This window comes from Phascolarctobacterium succinatutens (assembly GCF_023497905.1).
In the GTDB taxonomy this organism is placed as follows: Bacteria; Bacillota; Negativicutes; order Acidaminococcales; family Acidaminococcaceae; genus Phascolarctobacterium_A; species Phascolarctobacterium_A succinatutens.
Window position 1 is genome coordinate 1490481 of the sequence record NZ_CP097284.1, and the last position, 17311, is coordinate 1507791.

The 17311-nt window shown below is 41.4% G+C and carries 19 protein-coding genes and 2 pseudogenes; 3 read left to right on the forward strand and 18 right to left on the reverse strand.

Annotated features, from left to right (window positions below; translation table 11 throughout):
- Positions 1-48: 48 nt before the first annotated feature.
- The 3 genes and pseudogenes from M5E81_RS07060 to M5E81_RS07070 all read right to left on the reverse strand — a co-directional run bounded on the left by M5E81_RS07060 (position 49) and on the right by M5E81_RS07070 (position 1856).
- Entirely contained in the window at positions 49-945 is an 897-nt protein-coding gene (locus M5E81_RS07060; RefSeq protein WP_249747134.1) for an SIR2 family NAD-dependent protein deacylase, read from the reverse strand.
- A pseudogene (locus tag M5E81_RS07065) lies at positions 911-1405 on the reverse strand (macro domain-containing protein); the annotation flags it as partial. The pseudogene M5E81_RS07065 and the gene M5E81_RS07060, both read right to left, overlap by 35 nt.
- Before the next feature lie 55 nt (positions 1406-1460).
- Entirely contained in the window at positions 1461-1856 is a 396-nt protein-coding gene (locus M5E81_RS07070) for a pyridoxamine 5'-phosphate oxidase family protein (RefSeq protein ID WP_249747135.1), read from the reverse strand.
- A 59-nt stretch (positions 1857-1915) separates the two neighbouring features.
- Between M5E81_RS07070 and M5E81_RS07075 the strand changes: the two are divergent.
- Positions 1916-2074 (forward strand): annotated as a pseudogene (locus M5E81_RS07075) (winged helix-turn-helix transcriptional regulator); the annotation flags it as partial.
- 433 nt (positions 2075-2507) lie between these two features.
- Here M5E81_RS07075 and M5E81_RS07080 read toward each other — a convergent pair.
- From M5E81_RS07080 to M5E81_RS07140, 13 genes are all read right to left on the reverse strand, one after another.
- Positions 2508-3707 (reverse strand): IS256 family transposase, encoded by a 1200-nt coding sequence (locus M5E81_RS07080; RefSeq protein WP_249747136.1) that lies wholly within the window; start codon positions 3705-3707, stop codon positions 2508-2510.
- Between the two features lie 308 nt (positions 3708-4015).
- Positions 4016-4702, reverse strand: coding sequence for an alpha/beta hydrolase (locus M5E81_RS07085; protein ID WP_249747137.1), 687 nt, complete (start codon positions 4700-4702; stop codon positions 4016-4018).
- Positions 4702-5451 carry an HD domain-containing protein gene (locus M5E81_RS07090; RefSeq protein WP_249747138.1) on the reverse strand — a complete coding sequence of 250 codons (750 nt, stop codon included), beginning with the start codon at positions 5449-5451 and terminating at the stop codon, positions 4702-4704. Before M5E81_RS07090 ends, M5E81_RS07085 begins: the two co-directional genes overlap by 1 nt.
- 6 nt (positions 5452-5457) lie before the next feature.
- Positions 5458-5835, reverse strand: coding sequence for a rhodanese-like domain-containing protein (locus tag M5E81_RS07095; RefSeq protein WP_249747139.1), 378 nt, complete (start codon positions 5833-5835; stop codon positions 5458-5460).
- 501 nt (positions 5836-6336) lie between these two features.
- Complete coding sequence (locus tag M5E81_RS07100) at positions 6337-7290, reverse strand: helix-turn-helix transcriptional regulator (protein WP_249747140.1); 954 nt, start codon at positions 7288-7290, stop codon at positions 6337-6339.
- Between the two features lie 12 nt (positions 7291-7302).
- Positions 7303-9195, reverse strand: a complete 1893-nt coding sequence (locus M5E81_RS07105; protein ID WP_249747141.1) for an RNA ligase — start codon at positions 9193-9195, stop codon at positions 7303-7305.
- A gap of 71 nt (positions 9196-9266) precedes the next feature.
- Positions 9267-10148, reverse strand: coding sequence for an IS3 family transposase (locus M5E81_RS07110; RefSeq protein WP_249747005.1), 882 nt, complete (start codon positions 10146-10148; stop codon positions 9267-9269).
- Positions 10079-10642 (reverse strand): transposase, encoded by a 564-nt coding sequence (locus M5E81_RS07115; RefSeq protein ID WP_249747006.1) that lies wholly within the window; start codon positions 10640-10642, stop codon positions 10079-10081. Before M5E81_RS07115 ends, M5E81_RS07110 begins: the two co-directional genes overlap by 70 nt.
- A gap of 43 nt (positions 10643-10685) precedes the next feature.
- Positions 10686-10982 (reverse strand): AAA family ATPase, encoded by a 297-nt coding sequence (locus M5E81_RS07120; RefSeq protein ID WP_249747142.1) that lies wholly within the window; start codon positions 10980-10982, stop codon positions 10686-10688.
- Between the two features lie 32 nt (positions 10983-11014).
- Positions 11015-11560 carry an RNA 2'-phosphotransferase gene (locus M5E81_RS07125; protein ID WP_249747143.1) on the reverse strand — a complete coding sequence of 182 codons (546 nt, stop codon included), beginning with the start codon at positions 11558-11560 and terminating at the stop codon, positions 11015-11017.
- Positions 11561-11617: 57 nt separating this feature from the next.
- Positions 11618-11809 (reverse strand): hypothetical protein, encoded by a 192-nt coding sequence (locus M5E81_RS07130; RefSeq protein WP_249747144.1) that lies wholly within the window; start codon positions 11807-11809, stop codon positions 11618-11620.
- A 381-nt stretch (positions 11810-12190) separates the two neighbouring features.
- Complete coding sequence (locus M5E81_RS07135; RefSeq protein WP_249747145.1) at positions 12191-12862, reverse strand: hypothetical protein; 672 nt, start codon at positions 12860-12862, stop codon at positions 12191-12193.
- A 220-nt stretch (positions 12863-13082) separates the two neighbouring features.
- Positions 13083-13976, reverse strand: coding sequence for a WYL domain-containing protein (locus M5E81_RS07140; RefSeq protein ID WP_249747146.1), 894 nt, complete (start codon positions 13974-13976; stop codon positions 13083-13085).
- A 332-nt stretch (positions 13977-14308) separates the two neighbouring features.
- Between M5E81_RS07140 and M5E81_RS07145 the strand changes: the two genes are divergently transcribed.
- Both M5E81_RS07145 and M5E81_RS07150 read left to right on the forward strand, forming a co-directional pair.
- Positions 14309-14722, forward strand: coding sequence for an HTH domain-containing protein (locus M5E81_RS07145; RefSeq protein WP_009144403.1), 414 nt, complete (start codon positions 14309-14311; stop codon positions 14720-14722).
- Positions 14698-15666 (forward strand): IS3 family transposase, encoded by a 969-nt coding sequence (locus M5E81_RS07150; protein ID WP_050787068.1) that lies wholly within the window; start codon positions 14698-14700, stop codon positions 15664-15666. The genes M5E81_RS07145 and M5E81_RS07150 overlap by 25 nt, the downstream gene beginning before the upstream one ends.
- A gap of 116 nt (positions 15667-15782) precedes the next feature.
- Here the strand turns inward: M5E81_RS07150 and M5E81_RS07155 are convergent, their stop codons facing one another.
- Complete coding sequence (locus tag M5E81_RS07155; protein WP_249747147.1) at positions 15783-16133, reverse strand: hypothetical protein; 351 nt, start codon at positions 16131-16133, stop codon at positions 15783-15785.
- 9 nt (positions 16134-16142) lie between these two features.
- Positions 16143-17045 (reverse strand): hypothetical protein, encoded by a 903-nt coding sequence (locus M5E81_RS07160; protein WP_249747148.1) that lies wholly within the window; start codon positions 17043-17045, stop codon positions 16143-16145.
- Positions 17046-17311 lie beyond the last annotated feature (266 nt).

Sequence of the window (17311 nt, forward strand, 5' to 3'; positions counted from 1 at the left end):
ATTATGGATATAAATGCCTAAAAATTTGTAGCTTGTTGATTGGGTATATTAAAAAATGTCCTGCACTGAACCTCTATCAATAAGCTTCTGCAAAGCTACCCCTATATCCTCGTTAATGCAAATTGATTTTGCCTCTATTTCTTCCGGCGCATAGGCTTCGCCTAGATTAATGCAGGCATAAGCAGTATTTGCCCACTCATTTGCCAAATGCCAGAAAGGAAATTTTATAATCGCCGGTGTGTTCATCCCAACGCCAAGTTCCAGAAACAGCACCCTCAAGCCCTTATGCTGCTCAAGGAACTCCTTGTACCGCTGCGACGCACGATACCAGCCATCATCCTGCACAAAGGTAGCATCGCAGTGCAGGTTCATTGTCATAGGCTTGCCACAGATAGGGCAATACGGAATCAGCTCAGCAGAAACTCGCATATCCTTCTGCTCTTCCAGCATTTTCCGAATTCTGATTTCATTATCATACGTTTTCCGGCAGCATGGCTCACTGCACTGAAACAAGCCATAATCTCCCTGCATATAGAAAAGCCGCTTTTTATCAAAGCCAGCTTTCTGAAAACAATGGTCTACATTAGTTGTGATGACAAAGTAATCCTTATCTGCCACCAGGCGCAAAAGCTTTTCATAAACAGGCTTCGGTGCATCCATATAACGGTTGATAAAAATATAACGGCTCCAATAACCCCAAAACTCTTCCTGCGTAGGAAACGGATAAAAGCCACCAGAGTACATGTCACGAATGCTATATTTCTCCGCAAAATCTGCAAAATACTTTTGAAACCGCTCCCCTGTGTAGGTATACCCAGCCGCTGTCGACAAGCCGGAGCCTGCACCGATAACAACAGCCTCACATTCCTGCAGTGCAGCTTGTAAACACTTAATTTGCTCCGAGTAATTTTTAGTAGATATTTTTGTCCAAATCTTTGAAAACATTGAATATTACTTTCTTTACGCCCGTCTGTAGCCTGAAAAACTTCTTAACACTCTGCACGGCAATCTCTGCCGCCAACTCATTGGGAAAATGGAATTCACCTGTAGAAATACAGCAGAATGCAACACTTTCTAATTTATTCTCCGCCGCCAGCCCCAGGCAAGAGCGGTAGCATGATGCAAGCAGTTCTCTCTCGTGCTTTTTCACCTTGCCGCTGATAACAGGACCTACGGTATGCAATACATACCTGCTCGGAAGATTAAAAGCCGGCGTAATTTTAGCACCTCCTGCAGGTTCAGGGTAGCCTTGCTGCTCCATCAAATTATCGCATATAAGGCGCAGCTGCATGCCGGCGAAGGTATGAATTGCGTTGTCAATGCAGCGATGGTTGGGAATATAACAGCCTGTCATAGCGCTGTTGGCAGCGTTCACAACAGCATCACATTTCAGAGTAGTAATATCTACTTTCTATAGCATTACAGCAGCCTCGCTTTCGCAAAGGCTGCTGCATTATTTTTTAGAATTCGTAGGGGGGATTTCCTGAGAAGTCAGCAATAATCCTGTGAGCGTTTTCCAGATATAACACCTCAAAGATGGGATTGGTGGCTTCACCATATTGACTTTTTACAATGGGATTCTGCAGGCACATTTCCTTGGCTGGCATATTGTTTTCAAAAACAGCCTTGCCATGCAAACGAATCCATGCATACTCCGGACTGGACACGGAAAGCTCAACTTCCGGATTTTTCAGCATATCCTTGTAGACATCCTTTTGGCTATTAGTGCAAAACCACAGCTTCCCGTCAAGCAAGCCAGCAAACATAAAGGGGCGGCATTTTGCCTTGCCATCGCGACCAACGGTGGCCAGATATTGCACAGGGTTAGCATTCAGAAATTCTACTACTTTTTTCATTATAAGTACCTCCAAGCTATAGTATGTTTCGTGATGCTTTTATTGTAATACGCATTGAGCAGCTGCGTGCCATGGAGGAAAGTGGCCTTGTCCATCGCCAGGTCTACGCTGAAGTGCCGCCGAAGGTAGAGTATTCGCTGACTGAGCTCGGCCTAAGCTTGAAGCCAATCCTTGACTGCATGTGCACATGGGGCGAAGCATATAAGGCTAAACATTAAAGTGTTTTTGTGCAAAAAGGCTGACGCCTTGCGTAAATGCGAAGCGTCAGCCTTTTCTTATTGTAAACTTATTTATCCTACCTTTCTTTCACATCTATAATAAAAATCATAATCAGGGAGCAAAAGTTTCTGCGCACGCAGCATAAGAAAAGTCAATCTTGCAGCAGTCATGTCCTGACTACGCAGCGCAATTCTCTGTCCCATTCGGTACGGATTTTCTTCAAGCTTCCGCGCACCGATATTGATAACCGGTTTAATCAGCTTAGCCTTACGCATTACACCGAATAAATTGGGTACTGTCAATAGTTTTGCGCAAATTTCTTCAGACATCCTAGCAGAAGTTTAGTATATAAGTTTAACGGTTAGTGCACTTCACCGTTAAATATCAATTAGCTTCTGCTTTAGATACCTTTGCTTATTAAGTTAGCTGTTTTTAAGATATTTTTGCTTCACAATACAGTTCTTCGGCAAGCATATCTGTTAGATGTTTCATGTTCAAGTAACGTTTTTTGCCCCAATCATTGCTGGCTATATAACGCAATCTTGCACATACAAGCATCAATGCTGATTCACCATCAGGAAACGTGCCAATCACTCTTGTGCGACGCTTTATTTCTCTGTTTACACGTTCAATAATGTTATTGGTACGTATACGTAGCCAATGCTCTGACGGAAAATCCATATAGGTCAAGGTTTCCTCTAAACCATTTTCTAGTTTGTCTGCAGCCTTGTTAAGTTTCATCTCACGTAATCTGGAAATTACTGATTTTGCCTTTTCTTTAGCTGCTGCTTTATTCTCCTGAGCATGAATTGCTTTGAGCATCTTGGCAACTTCCTTGACAGTTTTACGTGGTACTACAGAGAATATATTACGGTACATATGCACCGTGCAGCGTTGGTATCTGACATTTGGAAACACTTCACCTATGCTTTCTACCATGCCTAAATTTTTATCGCCAATTATAAGTTTAACGCCATCTAAGCCACGGCTTTTCAGCCATACAAAGAAATTTTTCCAGCTTTCAGTATCTTCTTTGAGGCCCTCGGCTGTACCTATAACTTCTCTGTATCCGTCTTCTGTGACGCCAATAGCAACTAATACAGAGGCGTTTTCAAAGGAGCCTCCCCAACATCTTTTTAGAAAAATACCGTCTACAAAGACATAGGGGTACTTTTCTGTAAGCTTCCTGGAGCGCCATTCTTCAATTTGAGCAAAGCATTTTTGATTCAGATTGCTAATGGTTCCGGCTGAAACCTTCTGTCCCCAGAGAATCTCTGTAATACTTTCAACACGACGCATAGAAACGCCGGCAAGATACATTTCTACCAAGGCTTCTTCTACGGAGCATTCACGTCTTTGGTAGCGCTGAATAATAGCAGACTCAAAAGTAAGACCTTTTAATTTAGGCACTTTTAAAGTAACGTCACCAGCTTGAGTAGAGAATGATCTTTCGTAATGACCGGCGCGATAACCTTTTCTTGTTTGCTCACGTGCGTAGCGTTCAGCTTGTACAAGTTTGTCAGCTTCTGCATCCAAAAGAGCATTGAGAGTTTCTTCTACACTATTTTTTACAATAGTTTTCAATTCGTTGTGGATAAATTGCTCGTTTAATTGTATAATGTTACCAGACATAGATTCTACCTTCTTTCATGTTTTGTGTGGTAACTTAATTGTAAGCATAGGTAGTCTCTATGTCTATCTTTTTAAATTGAATTTGCGCAACTTATTATACGTCATCCTTGCATGTGTAATAGCTGCTTTTTTTGTTGGCACGAAAAACTTTAAACAGATTATCATTATACAATGAGCATTTAAATTTTTAAACACAAAAAAACTGATTGACTTCCGCAAGTTCAATCAGCATTTTCATTCTATATATTGTTCCAACATAATTTATGTTGGTGCCGCGGAGGCGAGCCAGGACAATGAGATACGCTTTTTTATATTACTCTCGTTAGCCACTTCTCCACAATGGCTTCATCTTCCGGCCCCATAAAGGGATGCTCACTATCGGGAGAAACGGTTAAACCAGCACCGAAACCCTTGGCAAAAGCTTCCATTACCTCCAACGGCTGCAAATTATCCTTGCCCGCATACAATATCTCCGTACGAAAGGCCCATTTATTTATGGGATGCTGCAGCACATACTGATAATAATCCCAATCCAAGGTTTCAAAAGGTGTAGCCACCTTCTTTTCCTGCTCCAACCTAGCCTCTGAAACATCAAACCAAAGCATCATCTGCCTTATCAGCCAATGCATGTCAATAATAGGTGATTGCAACAGACATTTCTTAAAAGGCTTGTCAGCATAGCCATGAAGGGCAAAGAAGGCGCCAAGGCTGCAGGCGAAAAAATTTACCTCCGTCCATTTTCCGAAAGTAAAGTCAGCTATCTTCTCCAAATCCTTTATCCCCTGCCAAACATCACAAGGCTCTGGTCCATCCTTTCTCTCGCCATGCCTTGGCAAATCAAAGCTCAAGATTTGATAGCCCTTGGTCTCGGCCACTTTGGCAAAAGCTTCAGCATATTCTTTATACCCCTGCTTGCCATGTACATAAATATAAATTTTATCAGAAGGCACTCCCCACAGCACCGCAGGAATACCATCTATAGAAAACTTTTCCATTAGCATTTTATCTCACTATTTATAAACTTTCTTAACCGTTCTACCGCCTGTTCAACCTCTGTGTCACGAGGCAAAGTAGCGATAACTCTATCCAAATAGCCCTTTTCTACAATCTTTTTCATGGTCCAGGGAAAATACAAGTCGTATACCCAAACAAGATAAAGCAGCTTACGGTCATCAACAGTCTGCATGTCACCGCCATTAATCTGTTCTGCCTTAAGGAAATTATGCTTGCATACAGGTGTAAAAACTCCTTCCGGAGGCACGCATACATACTCAATATTTACTCTGTAAATGTCTAGCTTATCGGCATCACGAATAATCTTGGCAAAAAGCAGATGACGTTCACTGGGAGCCTGAGCTATAAACTTTTTATTGTGATTGCTGATAGCGAACAACAAAATACTCCTGTCCTCGCTATCCAGTTCCTTATACAGTGACTGCTCCTGAATTACCTTCAGTCCCAGCTCAGCATGATCCTCGCTCAGATTATCTCGAAATGTACGGTACACACTCCACTGGCGAAACCTGCCCATATCATGTAAAAGCCCTATCAGCTCAGCAAGCAAAACATCGTGCTCGGTGAGCTTTAGCCATTGGGCCAACTCCTTACAGTTGCGACGCACGAAGCCAATATGTGCTTCTTTAAGACCGATGCCCCACATAGCCTCCTTATCTTCGTTATGAAATGAGCTAGAGTATGCAGCCATCCATTTTTCAGCTTCACTGATAATATGCTTTAAATACACTTGTCCTCACCTTTCCAGTTCCCCCTGCCAACGAGAAATACCGCCAAAGTCCTTTACATCCTTATAGCCCAAACCACGCAAAGTAACTGCTGCAATGGCGCTACGGCGACCGCTACGACAATATACAATAATGGGTTTATCTTTATCGGGCAATAAGCTAGCTGCCTTTTGCTCCACCTGATCGTAAGGCAAAAGCACCGACCCTCCAATATGTCCTTCGGCAAATTCTTCCGGAGTACGCACATCCAAAAGTACAAAATTTTCTTTCTTAGCTAGTTTAGCCTGCAGCTCCTCATAGCTAACCAAACTGCTTTTACCGCCACCAAAACCAAAAATGAACAGGCCTGCAACCGCAAGCGCAGCAATAACTAAATATTTACCCATTTAAACATCATCCTTTTACATTTATATTTAATAATTTAATTCGGTTTTTTCCGAGTCGTTTTTATCCGAATTAAAACTACAGTTTTTCGAAGTGCTTTTATTTACTGCTTTTCAACCAAGCTATAGCTTTCCTCTAAAAGCCGCTACACTAAAAGCGGATATAACATGTTACCTCACTCCTGGAAAAGAATCAACATACTGAATTTTGATGTCTGGTAAGGAATCTACTGTCACTGCTCCTGCTGAGCACATGACAGGTACCATGGTTATCAACAGTGTTACCATCAGTAAAATTTTGGTTGAAAACTTCATTGTACGCACCTCCATTTGCAAACCAATAATCATGCTCTATAACAAAGCCGCCTTTACCTTATTCCACAACCACAGCAGTACCGCTCACACTAAAAATATTATACACTAAAAATCACTTATGAACACCGCTTTCAACAAAAATTTCCTTATTATTATGGAATCTATTCTATATTATTACACACTCTACTCTTATTGAACCACTTCTACTAACTCACCATAACTTCTCAGCCAAATATCTATGCCGCTTCCAAAAACCTCAGCGGTGAGCAAATAACCCTTCTCATTATGGTCAATAATCTCTGCGGTGGGCAGTCTGTCCAATACTGGCTCTGGATTAGGCCCCTTATAATAAAATTTTAGCTTCTGCAGCCTGCCACCATACATAAACTGCACCCGCTTACGGAACTCGCCCTCCTCAAATCTACTCTCGTAGGGCACATTATAATGCCTATCTGTAACCTTGAGGCTCTCAATTCTATCTATCCTATAAATAGTAGGAAACGGGTCATTTTCAACCTCGAACTCAATTTTCTCTTCCTTCTGAGGTACAATAAACCCAGCCAAGTAAAAATAAAACTCCGAAAACATGACTCCGGCTGGGCGCAGCACCCTATGCACAAGGCTTCCATCAGCAGGCTTGCGGTAGTCAATCTCTACCTCCTTATGCTCCCTTAAGGCCTCGCCCAAGCGCCACATGGTCTCTAACACCTCTTTGTTATGACGAGGTGGCACATAATGAAAGCGCTCATTACTAATCAAGCCATTAACATAGCTCTTGCACTCCTTGGGCACGCAGCAATCGATGAGCTTATCCAAAATCGGGTCCAGCTCAGCTTTAGAAAGAGACCTGCTTTCCAGCAATATTTTCAAAACTGCAAAAACCTCTTTATTACTCAGCACGTTTCTTAAGGGTGGCACAAGCTTATAGGCATTATGCTTTTTATCATAAACTAATTCCTGCACTACTCCACTAGCATCACTCTGGTTATGAAAAAATGCCCGCAAATCCTCAATATCACGCTGAATAGAGCGCAAAGAACATTTGTAATGCTCCGCTTCCTCCAATTTATAGAGCACCTTGCCCTCAGCCAGCCTAGCATACATTTCCAGCAGCCTATCCTTGCCAATTCTGTCTTCAGCCATTTTTACATCTCCCTATAATTTATCCTCAAAAAACCTATTTCTCAAAGCGATTATATCCGTTGCAAAGGAATAAGTGCCATCACTTTGACGCAGTGGATAAACCTTCTCTCGCAGCCACTCATAAAACTCCTTGCTTTCCTCATCACCAAGCTGCCATTTGGCCTTGATTGCCCCATGACGCAGCGTTGTATCCGCAACCTGACGTAGCTTTTTCCATTTAGAGTAGTAAGAAAGCTTAATTTTTGTCATAAAATGATTCTCGTCCTCGATGACAAAGCCTTCGATATGCTTGCCTTCATAAAGATAATCGATCTTCATGCTCTCCTTGAGCCATTTATATAACTCATCCCAAGAATTAAGAGTAAAGGCCAGCTTCTTTACTTCCACTCCCAACTGTTCTGCCAAAGCGCAAAGCTCATCATAGGATCGATGCTTAAAGGTCATATCATTCTCGATGATTTCCAAAAGTACCACATGAGGCCTATCGTATTCAATAATATGGGGATCCTTGAACGGCTCAATACACTCAAAAATTACAGAGCAGTTGTTATCACGGACAAAAGCTTCCAAAACAGGCATCTTCTCCTTCAGCTGCTGAGCCAAGGTATTATAGAAAATATTAGAATAAAGCCCCAGCATATCACCTTTGGACGTAATAATCATCTTCTTTTTAGTCTGGTCATAGCCCACAATTCCCAAAAAACCATTAACCTTTACATAAGCCTGCACTGGAAACACAAGATTATCTCGCAATGCCTTCAGCCTTGTTTCCGGTCGCTCCTCCAGATTAAAGAATTTATCGTAGCTACGGGCTACGATTCTTTCTTGTGCCCTATCAATAAATAAGCCCCTGGCCCTACAGGTAATATCATCCCAAGCCTTATTATAAAAGGCTTCACGGCTAAAGTTAAAGGAAGAAATATTGCCAAAGCTACGTTCTTTGATATAAGGATTAGCGTTGAAGGATTCTAAAAGCTCATGTATGGTTTTAGGATTCTTTTTTGCAGAATCATCTTTATTTGGCTTAACCCTAGGGGTATATTCCAAAGCATTACCAATGGTAATGGTCGTAAAGCCTTCCTCAATCAGCTCCAAAGCTCTGAGCTGACCACCCAGCTCCACTCCGCCATCTAGATTAAAACAATGCTCATTGACCTGCACGGGTACGCCCTCGTAATTACGGTGACCATGGACCTGATACTCATTTTCTTGAGCGAGCTTCGCAAAATTTATATCCACATCCAGCCCGTCCTCATATTCGCCCGTGCCATAGAGCATCTCAGCTGTAGCAACAAGCGTAATATTTTCCGGCATTTTGGCTAAGCCTCCATGAGTAGCCAGTACCTTTTTACCATGATATGTATATAAGAAGCACTGCCCAAGCTTACGATAAAATCCATACACAGCCTTGCGCGTTAGTCCCGCCTTAGCCAGCTCCTCTGCCGTCTGCAGGCGAAATTCGCGGGAGCCAGCTCCATCCGCTAATCCATAATCACGCAGATTTATCTCGTGATTACCTTCAAGCACAGTTACGTTTTCCATGCTAGCTAGCTTCAGCATCAGCTCCATAACCTGAGCATTCTCACTGCCGCGATCAAGGTAATCACCAAGAAAGATATAGTAATTTTCAGGATCAATTTCTCCAAGATACTCCGCCAAAGGCTTATAACATCCATGGATATCACCAATATGCACAATCTTTTTGTATTGAGAAAGGTCCTTAGGCACATACCAGACTTTGCCGATTTCATCAGGCTTAATTACAGTAATACCTGCTGGCACTTTATTATCCTCTAGCTGCGCGTACATCCTCTCAATAACGTAGTCCGGCACCTGTTTATACTCTTCACGCAGGAGGTTACGTCTTTTTGCCTCAGCGATAGGCAGATCCGTAAAATCAACCACATATACTCTATACTTATATTCTGATATGTACCCAGTTTTCTGGACACCGCTAAAAATTTGAATAATTATATTTACATCATGGATGCTTCTCTGAATTTAGAGGGAGGCATCCATTTTGTTTTAGCTTGAATTCTTTTGTTGTTATAATAATCGATGTACTCAGCTATAGCGTTTGAAAAAGATTCAAACGAAGGGTAATCTTTTTCAAATCCGTAGAACATCTCGTTTTTTAATCTGCCAAAGAAAGTTTCCATAATACAGTTGTCATAGCAGTTACCTTTCCTAGACATTGATTGAATGATTCCGTGCTTTTGCAATTCATTCCTATAAAATGCATGCTGATATTGCCATCCTTGATCTGAGTGCATAATAAGACCTTTTACAGAAGGAAAACCTTTAAATGCCTTTTTCAGCATGTCCTTTATTTGCGCCATATCTGGATGTAGAGAAAGATTGTAAGAGATTATTTCATTGCTGTTCATATCCAAAATCGGAGAAAGATAACATTTGCCCCAAGGCAGATTGAACTGCGATACATCGGTTGTCCACTTTTGCAAAGGTTTTTCGGTATTGAAATCTCGATTGATGATATTATCAGCAACTTTGCCAACATCGCCTTTATAGGAGTGGTATTTTTCCTTGGGACATTTTCCAAACAAGGTAAGCTGATTCATGATTCGTTGGACACGCTTGTGATTTACTCGAAAACCTCGATTCAGAAGCTCCTTATGTACGCGCCTTACACCATATCGCTTTTTGTTCTCGTTGAAGATAACAATAATTTCGGATGATAAGTCGGCATTTCGTTCGCTAACTTTATCTGTCTTGCTAAGCTCGTAATAGTACGTTGAACGCGACAGTCCAATCGCATCCAGCAAATAATTCAGTTTGTAACCTTCTTCACGCAGTTTTTGGACGAGCGCAGCTTTTTCGCCTTGAGTTGCGCTGCGCATCTCTCTTCTCTCAAGGCAATCTCTTTTTTTACAATAGCAATCTCCGCTCTCAAGCGCTCATTTTCTGCTCTGAGCAGAATCATTTCTTCTCGTTCTGATGGAGTAAGTTCTGCCGGCTCTATTTTTTTCTTCATTTCAGGCTCCTTGGGTGGTCGTCCTTTTCGTTGTGCGACCAATCCCTGATACCCTTTAATTTTATAGCATCTAACCCACTGATACAAGAGTCCAGCGTTAATTCCTGCAGAAATAGCTGTTTCCTTATTTGACGCACCAGCTAATACTTTGGCTACAAGTTCATATTTCTCTTCTGCTGACCAAGTTTTTCTCTGATTTTTATGTCTTAATGCTTCTGGACCACATTTATCTTCTATCCGAACCCAAACTCGGATTGTATTGTGGAAATTTTTTTCTGTTATATCTTTAGGCGTTTCAGGCCATTTACCTTGTCGATATAATTCTACACACTGTCTTTTGAACTTATAGCTGTATTTCATTAAAATACCCCCAATACTGGGTGTCCAGTATTGGGGGTACATATCATTCCTGAGCCAGCTTTTTATAATTGCTTAAATCACGTCCCCGGATATTGGTAGCATCCACAACCGTAAAGCAGCCCCTCTTCATTCTTTCTTCCAAAGCCTTTAGCAGCATTGGCCAGACAAGCTTATCATTGCGCTGGCTAATGCACCACTTGCCCATTTTATCCATTACAGGAGAAGCATATAATAAACGCAGTGCATCGGCGCTCAGCACATAAGGCTCAAGTCCCTTCTCTTTTATAAATGTGCTCTTGCCGCAGCCTGGCACACCTCGCATAAGTAATAAAACTCGCATAATCTATTCACTTCCAATATAAAACAAAACTTTTATTCCTCGTAACTACGTAAAAACTTTACTGGCACGGCTTTTGTAAGCCACACTCCATTTTCTGATAGGTAGAATTTATAGCCTGCATCAACCATTTTACCGGCTAAAATTTTGTATATAAAAGGCTCTCCATGCCGCTTGCCGACCTTTAATGCAGTTTCTACATCACCTGATAAATGCACATAAAGTCTCTGCCGTGGTAAAAGTCCTTCCTTATTAATGCTTTCCACATATTTCCTACCAGTACCATGGTAAAGCACTTCAGGCGGCACAGCTTCCTTAAGCTCCACATCTACCTTCACTGAATGACCTTGATTAGCCCTGATTTTTGTACCATCCGCACTAAATGAATAACGCTTTTTCTCGTCATCCCTCACAATTTCATTTAGCATAGCCACAGTAAACGTACCCATTTTACTAAAGGCACTTACAATAGCGCTGACCTCTGCCCAGCCATGAGTATCAAGCTTAATCCCCACAGCATCAGGTTTGTGTCTAAGTACCATAGCAAGGAGCCTGCTCCATTCTATTAAACTTCTTCCCATCTATTATCACCATCCTAGTACAAATTATCACATATCTTCATAGAAAAATTCTACCCATCAAAAGCAAAAAGCAGGACTTTGGAAACTAGCAAAGCTTCTAAAATCCTGCTTCTTTTTGCGATTATAAATCTTCGCAGATTCTTTTACCTTGGTAATAGGCTTCACTAAGCCCCAGCTACCACGCTTAGCGGAATTGAGCTTCTTCTGTTCCTTTTTAGATAGCTTTTCATAGGCAATAAATTTTTCCATCTTATATCCTCCATTTTATGAAAGAGCGACCTTTGGCTAAGCCGTAGGCCGCCCTTTTTATTAACAAGGCTACTACATATTCATTAGCACCGCTAGAACTGACCAAGATAAACGTGTTAGCGTGTTATCGCAGTTAGCTGTTGGCGTTTGTTGTTGTTAGCGGTTTTCTTGAGTATTGCTTTGAGAGCATCCGCATTCGGACTTACGAGGTTGCGATCTTTATCCCCCATCCCTCTTCACTGACGTTTATACTCCTTTTTATTGCATGGATGAAAAAGATTTCATCAAGTAGATAACATTGTTTTCGATACAAGTATCTTGAAGATATCCCGTCCATCTAACAAGTCGCTAACAATATTGTTCACCCTATTAAGCAATTAATTAAGCGACGTATTCCTCCAAATGCTTATACACATAATCGAGGTCAGCAGTTACAGGAAAAGCCGGCTCAGCTTCCTTGGGAATCCGCGAAGTCAATGCTGCCGCCTCAATGGCATCACTCAAATCATTGGCTTCTTCCTTTAGCTTCTCATAAGCAGCACGGGCCTTAGTCACCACATCCATATCCGGTCGGTGGGTTACGGTAATCGTATAGGCAGCCAGCACCTTTTCGGTGCCCTGAGTAAAGTTCAGGCTGGCAGTATTATTGTATTCCTCCTCAACCTTCCGCCCCAAGGCCTGGCACTGCACCACCAAATCACGCAAATCGCTGGCCTTCAGCACCGCTGCGTCATAGCTTAGTCCCTCATCGCCAATCTGCATTCCATCCTTCACTTGGGAAATAGCGGTCGCAAGCTTAACTCTGCAGCTGGTCAAATACTCGTAAACAGCAAGCAGTCTGGCAAAATCATAGCCACGCACATTCTTGCTCTTTCTGACCTTTAGCTCATCGCTATAGGTTTTATTGGCATCATTAAAGTAAAAGTTGAGTTCGGAGCGTTTGTGGTTTTCCTCTACCACTTCAAACTTCTCATCATCCATGGCGTCATTAACAATCTCTTGTTGAATACATCTAATCAATCTTTGGTACTGAAATGCTTTCTTTAAATTCATGCTAACACCTCATCTCATGACACTCATTTAATCATTTATCTCTTTGCTGACTAAATAATACCATAGTAATGAGATTTAATCATGGAAAAAAAGTTGCGCACTAAAATTGTACCCAGAGTCAACATTACCTATGCACTCTATCTTCTAACATTCTATTTATCATAGTAACATGATTATGTTATTTTATCATTTTTTACGTTAGAATGCTTGCTAGCCCTCTTTAGTTTGTACTTCGAATCCCCAGCTGCTCCTGCAATCTCTCTTTAAGAAGCTCAACAAAGCATTCGGGTTCTCTAACCTTCATAGTAGGCCCAAAGCTCAACACCCGGTACACCATCTCCGTCTCATCGTTTTTATCATAATATACAGTAAGCAGATAATGCGTGTCATCAAGCTTTTCCGTTTCCTTTGCCAAGTCGGAAAAATGCATCAGGGCCCGCATCATGGTGTGGCGCTCGTCCACAAGCTCAAGCACCAGCTTTTCCTGAGACACAGAAACTAAAGGAAGCTCCTCGGCCAAAGGCTCACCCAGCTCCACCGTAATAATCTTGCCCAAGTTTAAAGTAACATGCCTAGACCCTGCCATCCCCTGCAAACGGAACTTATCATCCTTGGCAGAGTATTCCAAAGCCATGGGCACTAAATTAGTCCATACAATGACATTATCCTTATTGGTGCGGTAGGATGCATCGATAGCAAGATGGTCTTTGACAGCCTGTAAAATCTGGCGGAAGTTTTCCCGGTACCTTACGCTTTTATAATCGTCTCCATCTACAAAACGGTCAAAAAATACGAACTGCTCCGGTCTATACAAAGGCTCCACATCCTCAAGTGCCTTCTCTTCATTGGCTAGTTCATCATCGGTAAAAAATAAGCGCACCCTTTCATCAAGTAATAGTGCTTTAAGCCACTTTTTTTGAAGAAGAGTCAAAGGCATAGATGGCTTGTGGATTAAAGGAGTCTTGATCTCCTTAGTCAAAAGCAGCCACCTTTCATCCGTCAAAGCGGGCAGAAGCTCTAGTGCACTTTCCTCATAGCCATCTTTGTATACGATTCTTTTCAGCTGCTCCAGAGTTAATCCGTCGCTTGCAGCTTTGCCTAAAATATCAGCCACTATATTATTATAATGTACCCATAGTCATGGACAGTTTGGTAGGTAGTATAGAAAGCGATATGGGCATTAAAGCAACATAGTCTACATGAATTATATTTGCATTTATGACTTAAGTGTCCCTTTAACTTATTGTTTAAATCTGGACACTAAGAGAGAACGAAAAGAGAGTTACTTTGGACAGTTTTCAAGAAAAATACTAGAATTGGACAGCTTTCTTTTGGTCAATCCCTAAAAATGGACACTTTTTTCTTTTCCTTGGTCTTAAATCGTTTTTGAGCGACTTTTTCCCAAACTGTATGTTATACTATGGATAAAAGGCGGAGGTGCTCAAAATGGCTGTAAAGCGCTTTACTGAAGAGGAAATGGAGCTGTTACGTAAGAATCCATACACCTACAGAGTAACTTATAACATGTTATTATTGACGGTAGAGTTTAAGGAGAAATTTTGGAAACTTTACCTTCAAGGTTTTTCACCAGTGTCTATTTTTAAGGAGTTAGGATATGACCCTAATATTTTAGGTGCTTACAGAATAAACAACTTCACTTTTAAGCTAAAGAAGGCAATGGAATCTGGAAAACCTCTCACTCAGGGAGTTGGTGGTGAAGTAAAGCCTCCACCTAAGAATAAAAATTATAGCGATTTGCCATTCGAGGCAGCGATAGCATCTATGCAGTACGAACTCTCATATCTTAGACAGGAGGTAGATTTCTTAAAAAAGCTGTGCTCTTTGGACAAATCAGACTAGCACGTGAAATATCTCTTGGGTTGTCGAATAGAAAATTTCAATTGATTCATGATTTAGTATCTAAGCCAGATAATCAATTGAAAGTGTCCCATTTATGTAAACTCGCTCATGTTACTAGATCTGGATACTATAATTGGTTAAGCAATATGGATTCCCGTAATGAACATGAACAGAAGGATAGAGCAGATTTTAGTAAAATTCTTGAGGCATATAAATTTAAGGGCTATGACAAAGGCATTCGCGGCATCCATATGAGGTTGTTACATTTGGAGAAGCCAGTGCTGATGAATCTTAAAAAGATAAGGCGGCTAATGGTAAAGTACAATTTGAGATGCCCAATTAGAAAGCCAAATCCATACAGGCAAATGGTAAGAGCTTTGAGAACCAATAAGGTTGCTCCTAATCTTTTGAACCGGGAATTTAAAGAACATGGACCTAGAAAAGTATTGTTAACAGATATAACTTACATACCATTAAATGATAAATACTGTTATTTATCTACAATTCTAGACTCCTATACAATGCAAGTATTAGGATATTGTCTGAGTGATTCTCTGGCAATAGATTTTGTGTTGGAAACTGTTAATATGGTACTAGCAAAGCATGGTAATGAAATCTCTAGTGAAACTATAATTCATTCCGACCAGGGTTCACACTATACAAGTTATAAATTTATGCAGTTAGTCCATGATGCTAATCTTAGGCAATCCATGTCAAGAAGAGGAAATTGTTGGGATAACGCACCACAAGAGAGCTTTTATGGACACATGAAGGACGAAATACATATATCTAAATGCAAAGACTTTGAGGCCTTAAGAGCTGAAATAGATAGGTGGATGGATTACTACAATAACGATAGGTACCAGTGGAAGTTAGCCAAGCTATCCCCAAACGAGTATTATGAGTATGTAAAAACAGGCCTTTACCCATTGAGGATATTTTAATAAAAACTAAGAAGCAGCGGTTCCGGCAGGAACTGCTGCTTCTCTCTTTCTCTTAAAAATGTCCTTGACAAAGGGTACGGTTTATATAGTATGTACCATATACTTCGCTAAAAATATCACTCATGCCCGCCACCTGCCTTGCTCAAGCCATACATAGCATACACGTCATCTAAATCCTGCCAAAAACGCTCCTCTATCTTATTATTACTGCAAGTAAAGCTTTCAATCCTGCCAATAAAAGTGCGCATCCAGGGGAGCATCTCCCCCGCATCTCTCACGTCGGCAGTAAATTGATAGCGTCCCTCAGCTAACTTTGTAACCTTGCCGCAGCGCTTTTCCCTTTCCAGACACTGCAAAATATAGGGTTCCTCTTCACCTGCACGCACAACAAGCTCAACATGATCGAGGCTGCTCTTTCCTTCTCCTAATGGAATGTTCACAGAAACACCCCACAGATGCTGCTCCATTTCCTCCGCCTAAGCCAAAAATTTGTCGAAATCTGGCAAATCCTTGGGCTCCAGTACCTGCTCTAAATTGTCCAGGCGGCAGAAAATTATTCTTTTCGCCTTAAAAAACCAGCCCATTACATAACGGCGACCGCTTTGCGTGCTGACATAAATCTTTAAAGGCAGAACACGCATACTGATATGCTTACCACCATCAGTGCAGCTGGCAAGCCTAACAGTCTGCTTTTTTTGCATCGCATCCAGTAAGTCCAAAAGCACATCGCTTTCCAAGGCCTGCAAGAGATAGTGATGCTTATAGCTAAAAATATTTACTTCCTCACTATATTTATCCTCCAAGAAGCTGCCCACGACGCCCACAGGAGAACTTTCTGCAAAAAAACTGACCGTTTCATGCCAACGCTCCAAATTCACTGCATCCTTACTGCGGCTATAGAACAGCTCACGCCCCTGCTTTGCAGCCACAATAAGGCCCAGCTGTACATATTCGGCCAGTTTCTTGCGCACAGTAGAAGCATCTATGGTTCCTGCATCAGCAAAATGGCTTAAATAATCCTGATCTAGACGCTCCACCAGCTCATTTAAACTCATGCTGACCCCTTCCTGCAACATATCCAAAAGATAAAAGTGCAGCATGATATCCTTCGCAGTAAAGGTTTTTGCCTTCCAAGCCTTGTAAAATGGATTGTGCTTAATCTTGCGGCTGTCCACAGCAATAAAGCGACGCCTGCCCTTAGCATTTTGGCGAAAGCACATATAGTCCGCCAGCCAGCTTTCAATGCGACGACGGTCATTGTCGTGGCTACGAGCACTTCTGTCATTAAAATCAGCCTTGCTCTTAAAACCATACACATAAAAGTCCCGCATCACCATTCTGATATTGTCAAGGTTCTTTACAAGCTCGCTATAGGCCACAACACTCACATCCTTCGCCAATCTTACACATATAAGCTAAATGCATACCCTTGCAAAAGCAAACGCAACCTAAAAAACTGTGAAAACAGTGCAGTGTTACCTTTACAAAACATCATCGTGTCTATATTTTATCATAACAAATGGACAAAATCTGTCTTTCTTCTCAAAAAACAGAGTGATTTTTAAAGCATTTTTAAAGTAAAAAAGTTAAAAGTGGCTCATTGTATAATGAAATTGCACACCTGAAAAATTGAATAAAAATAGTC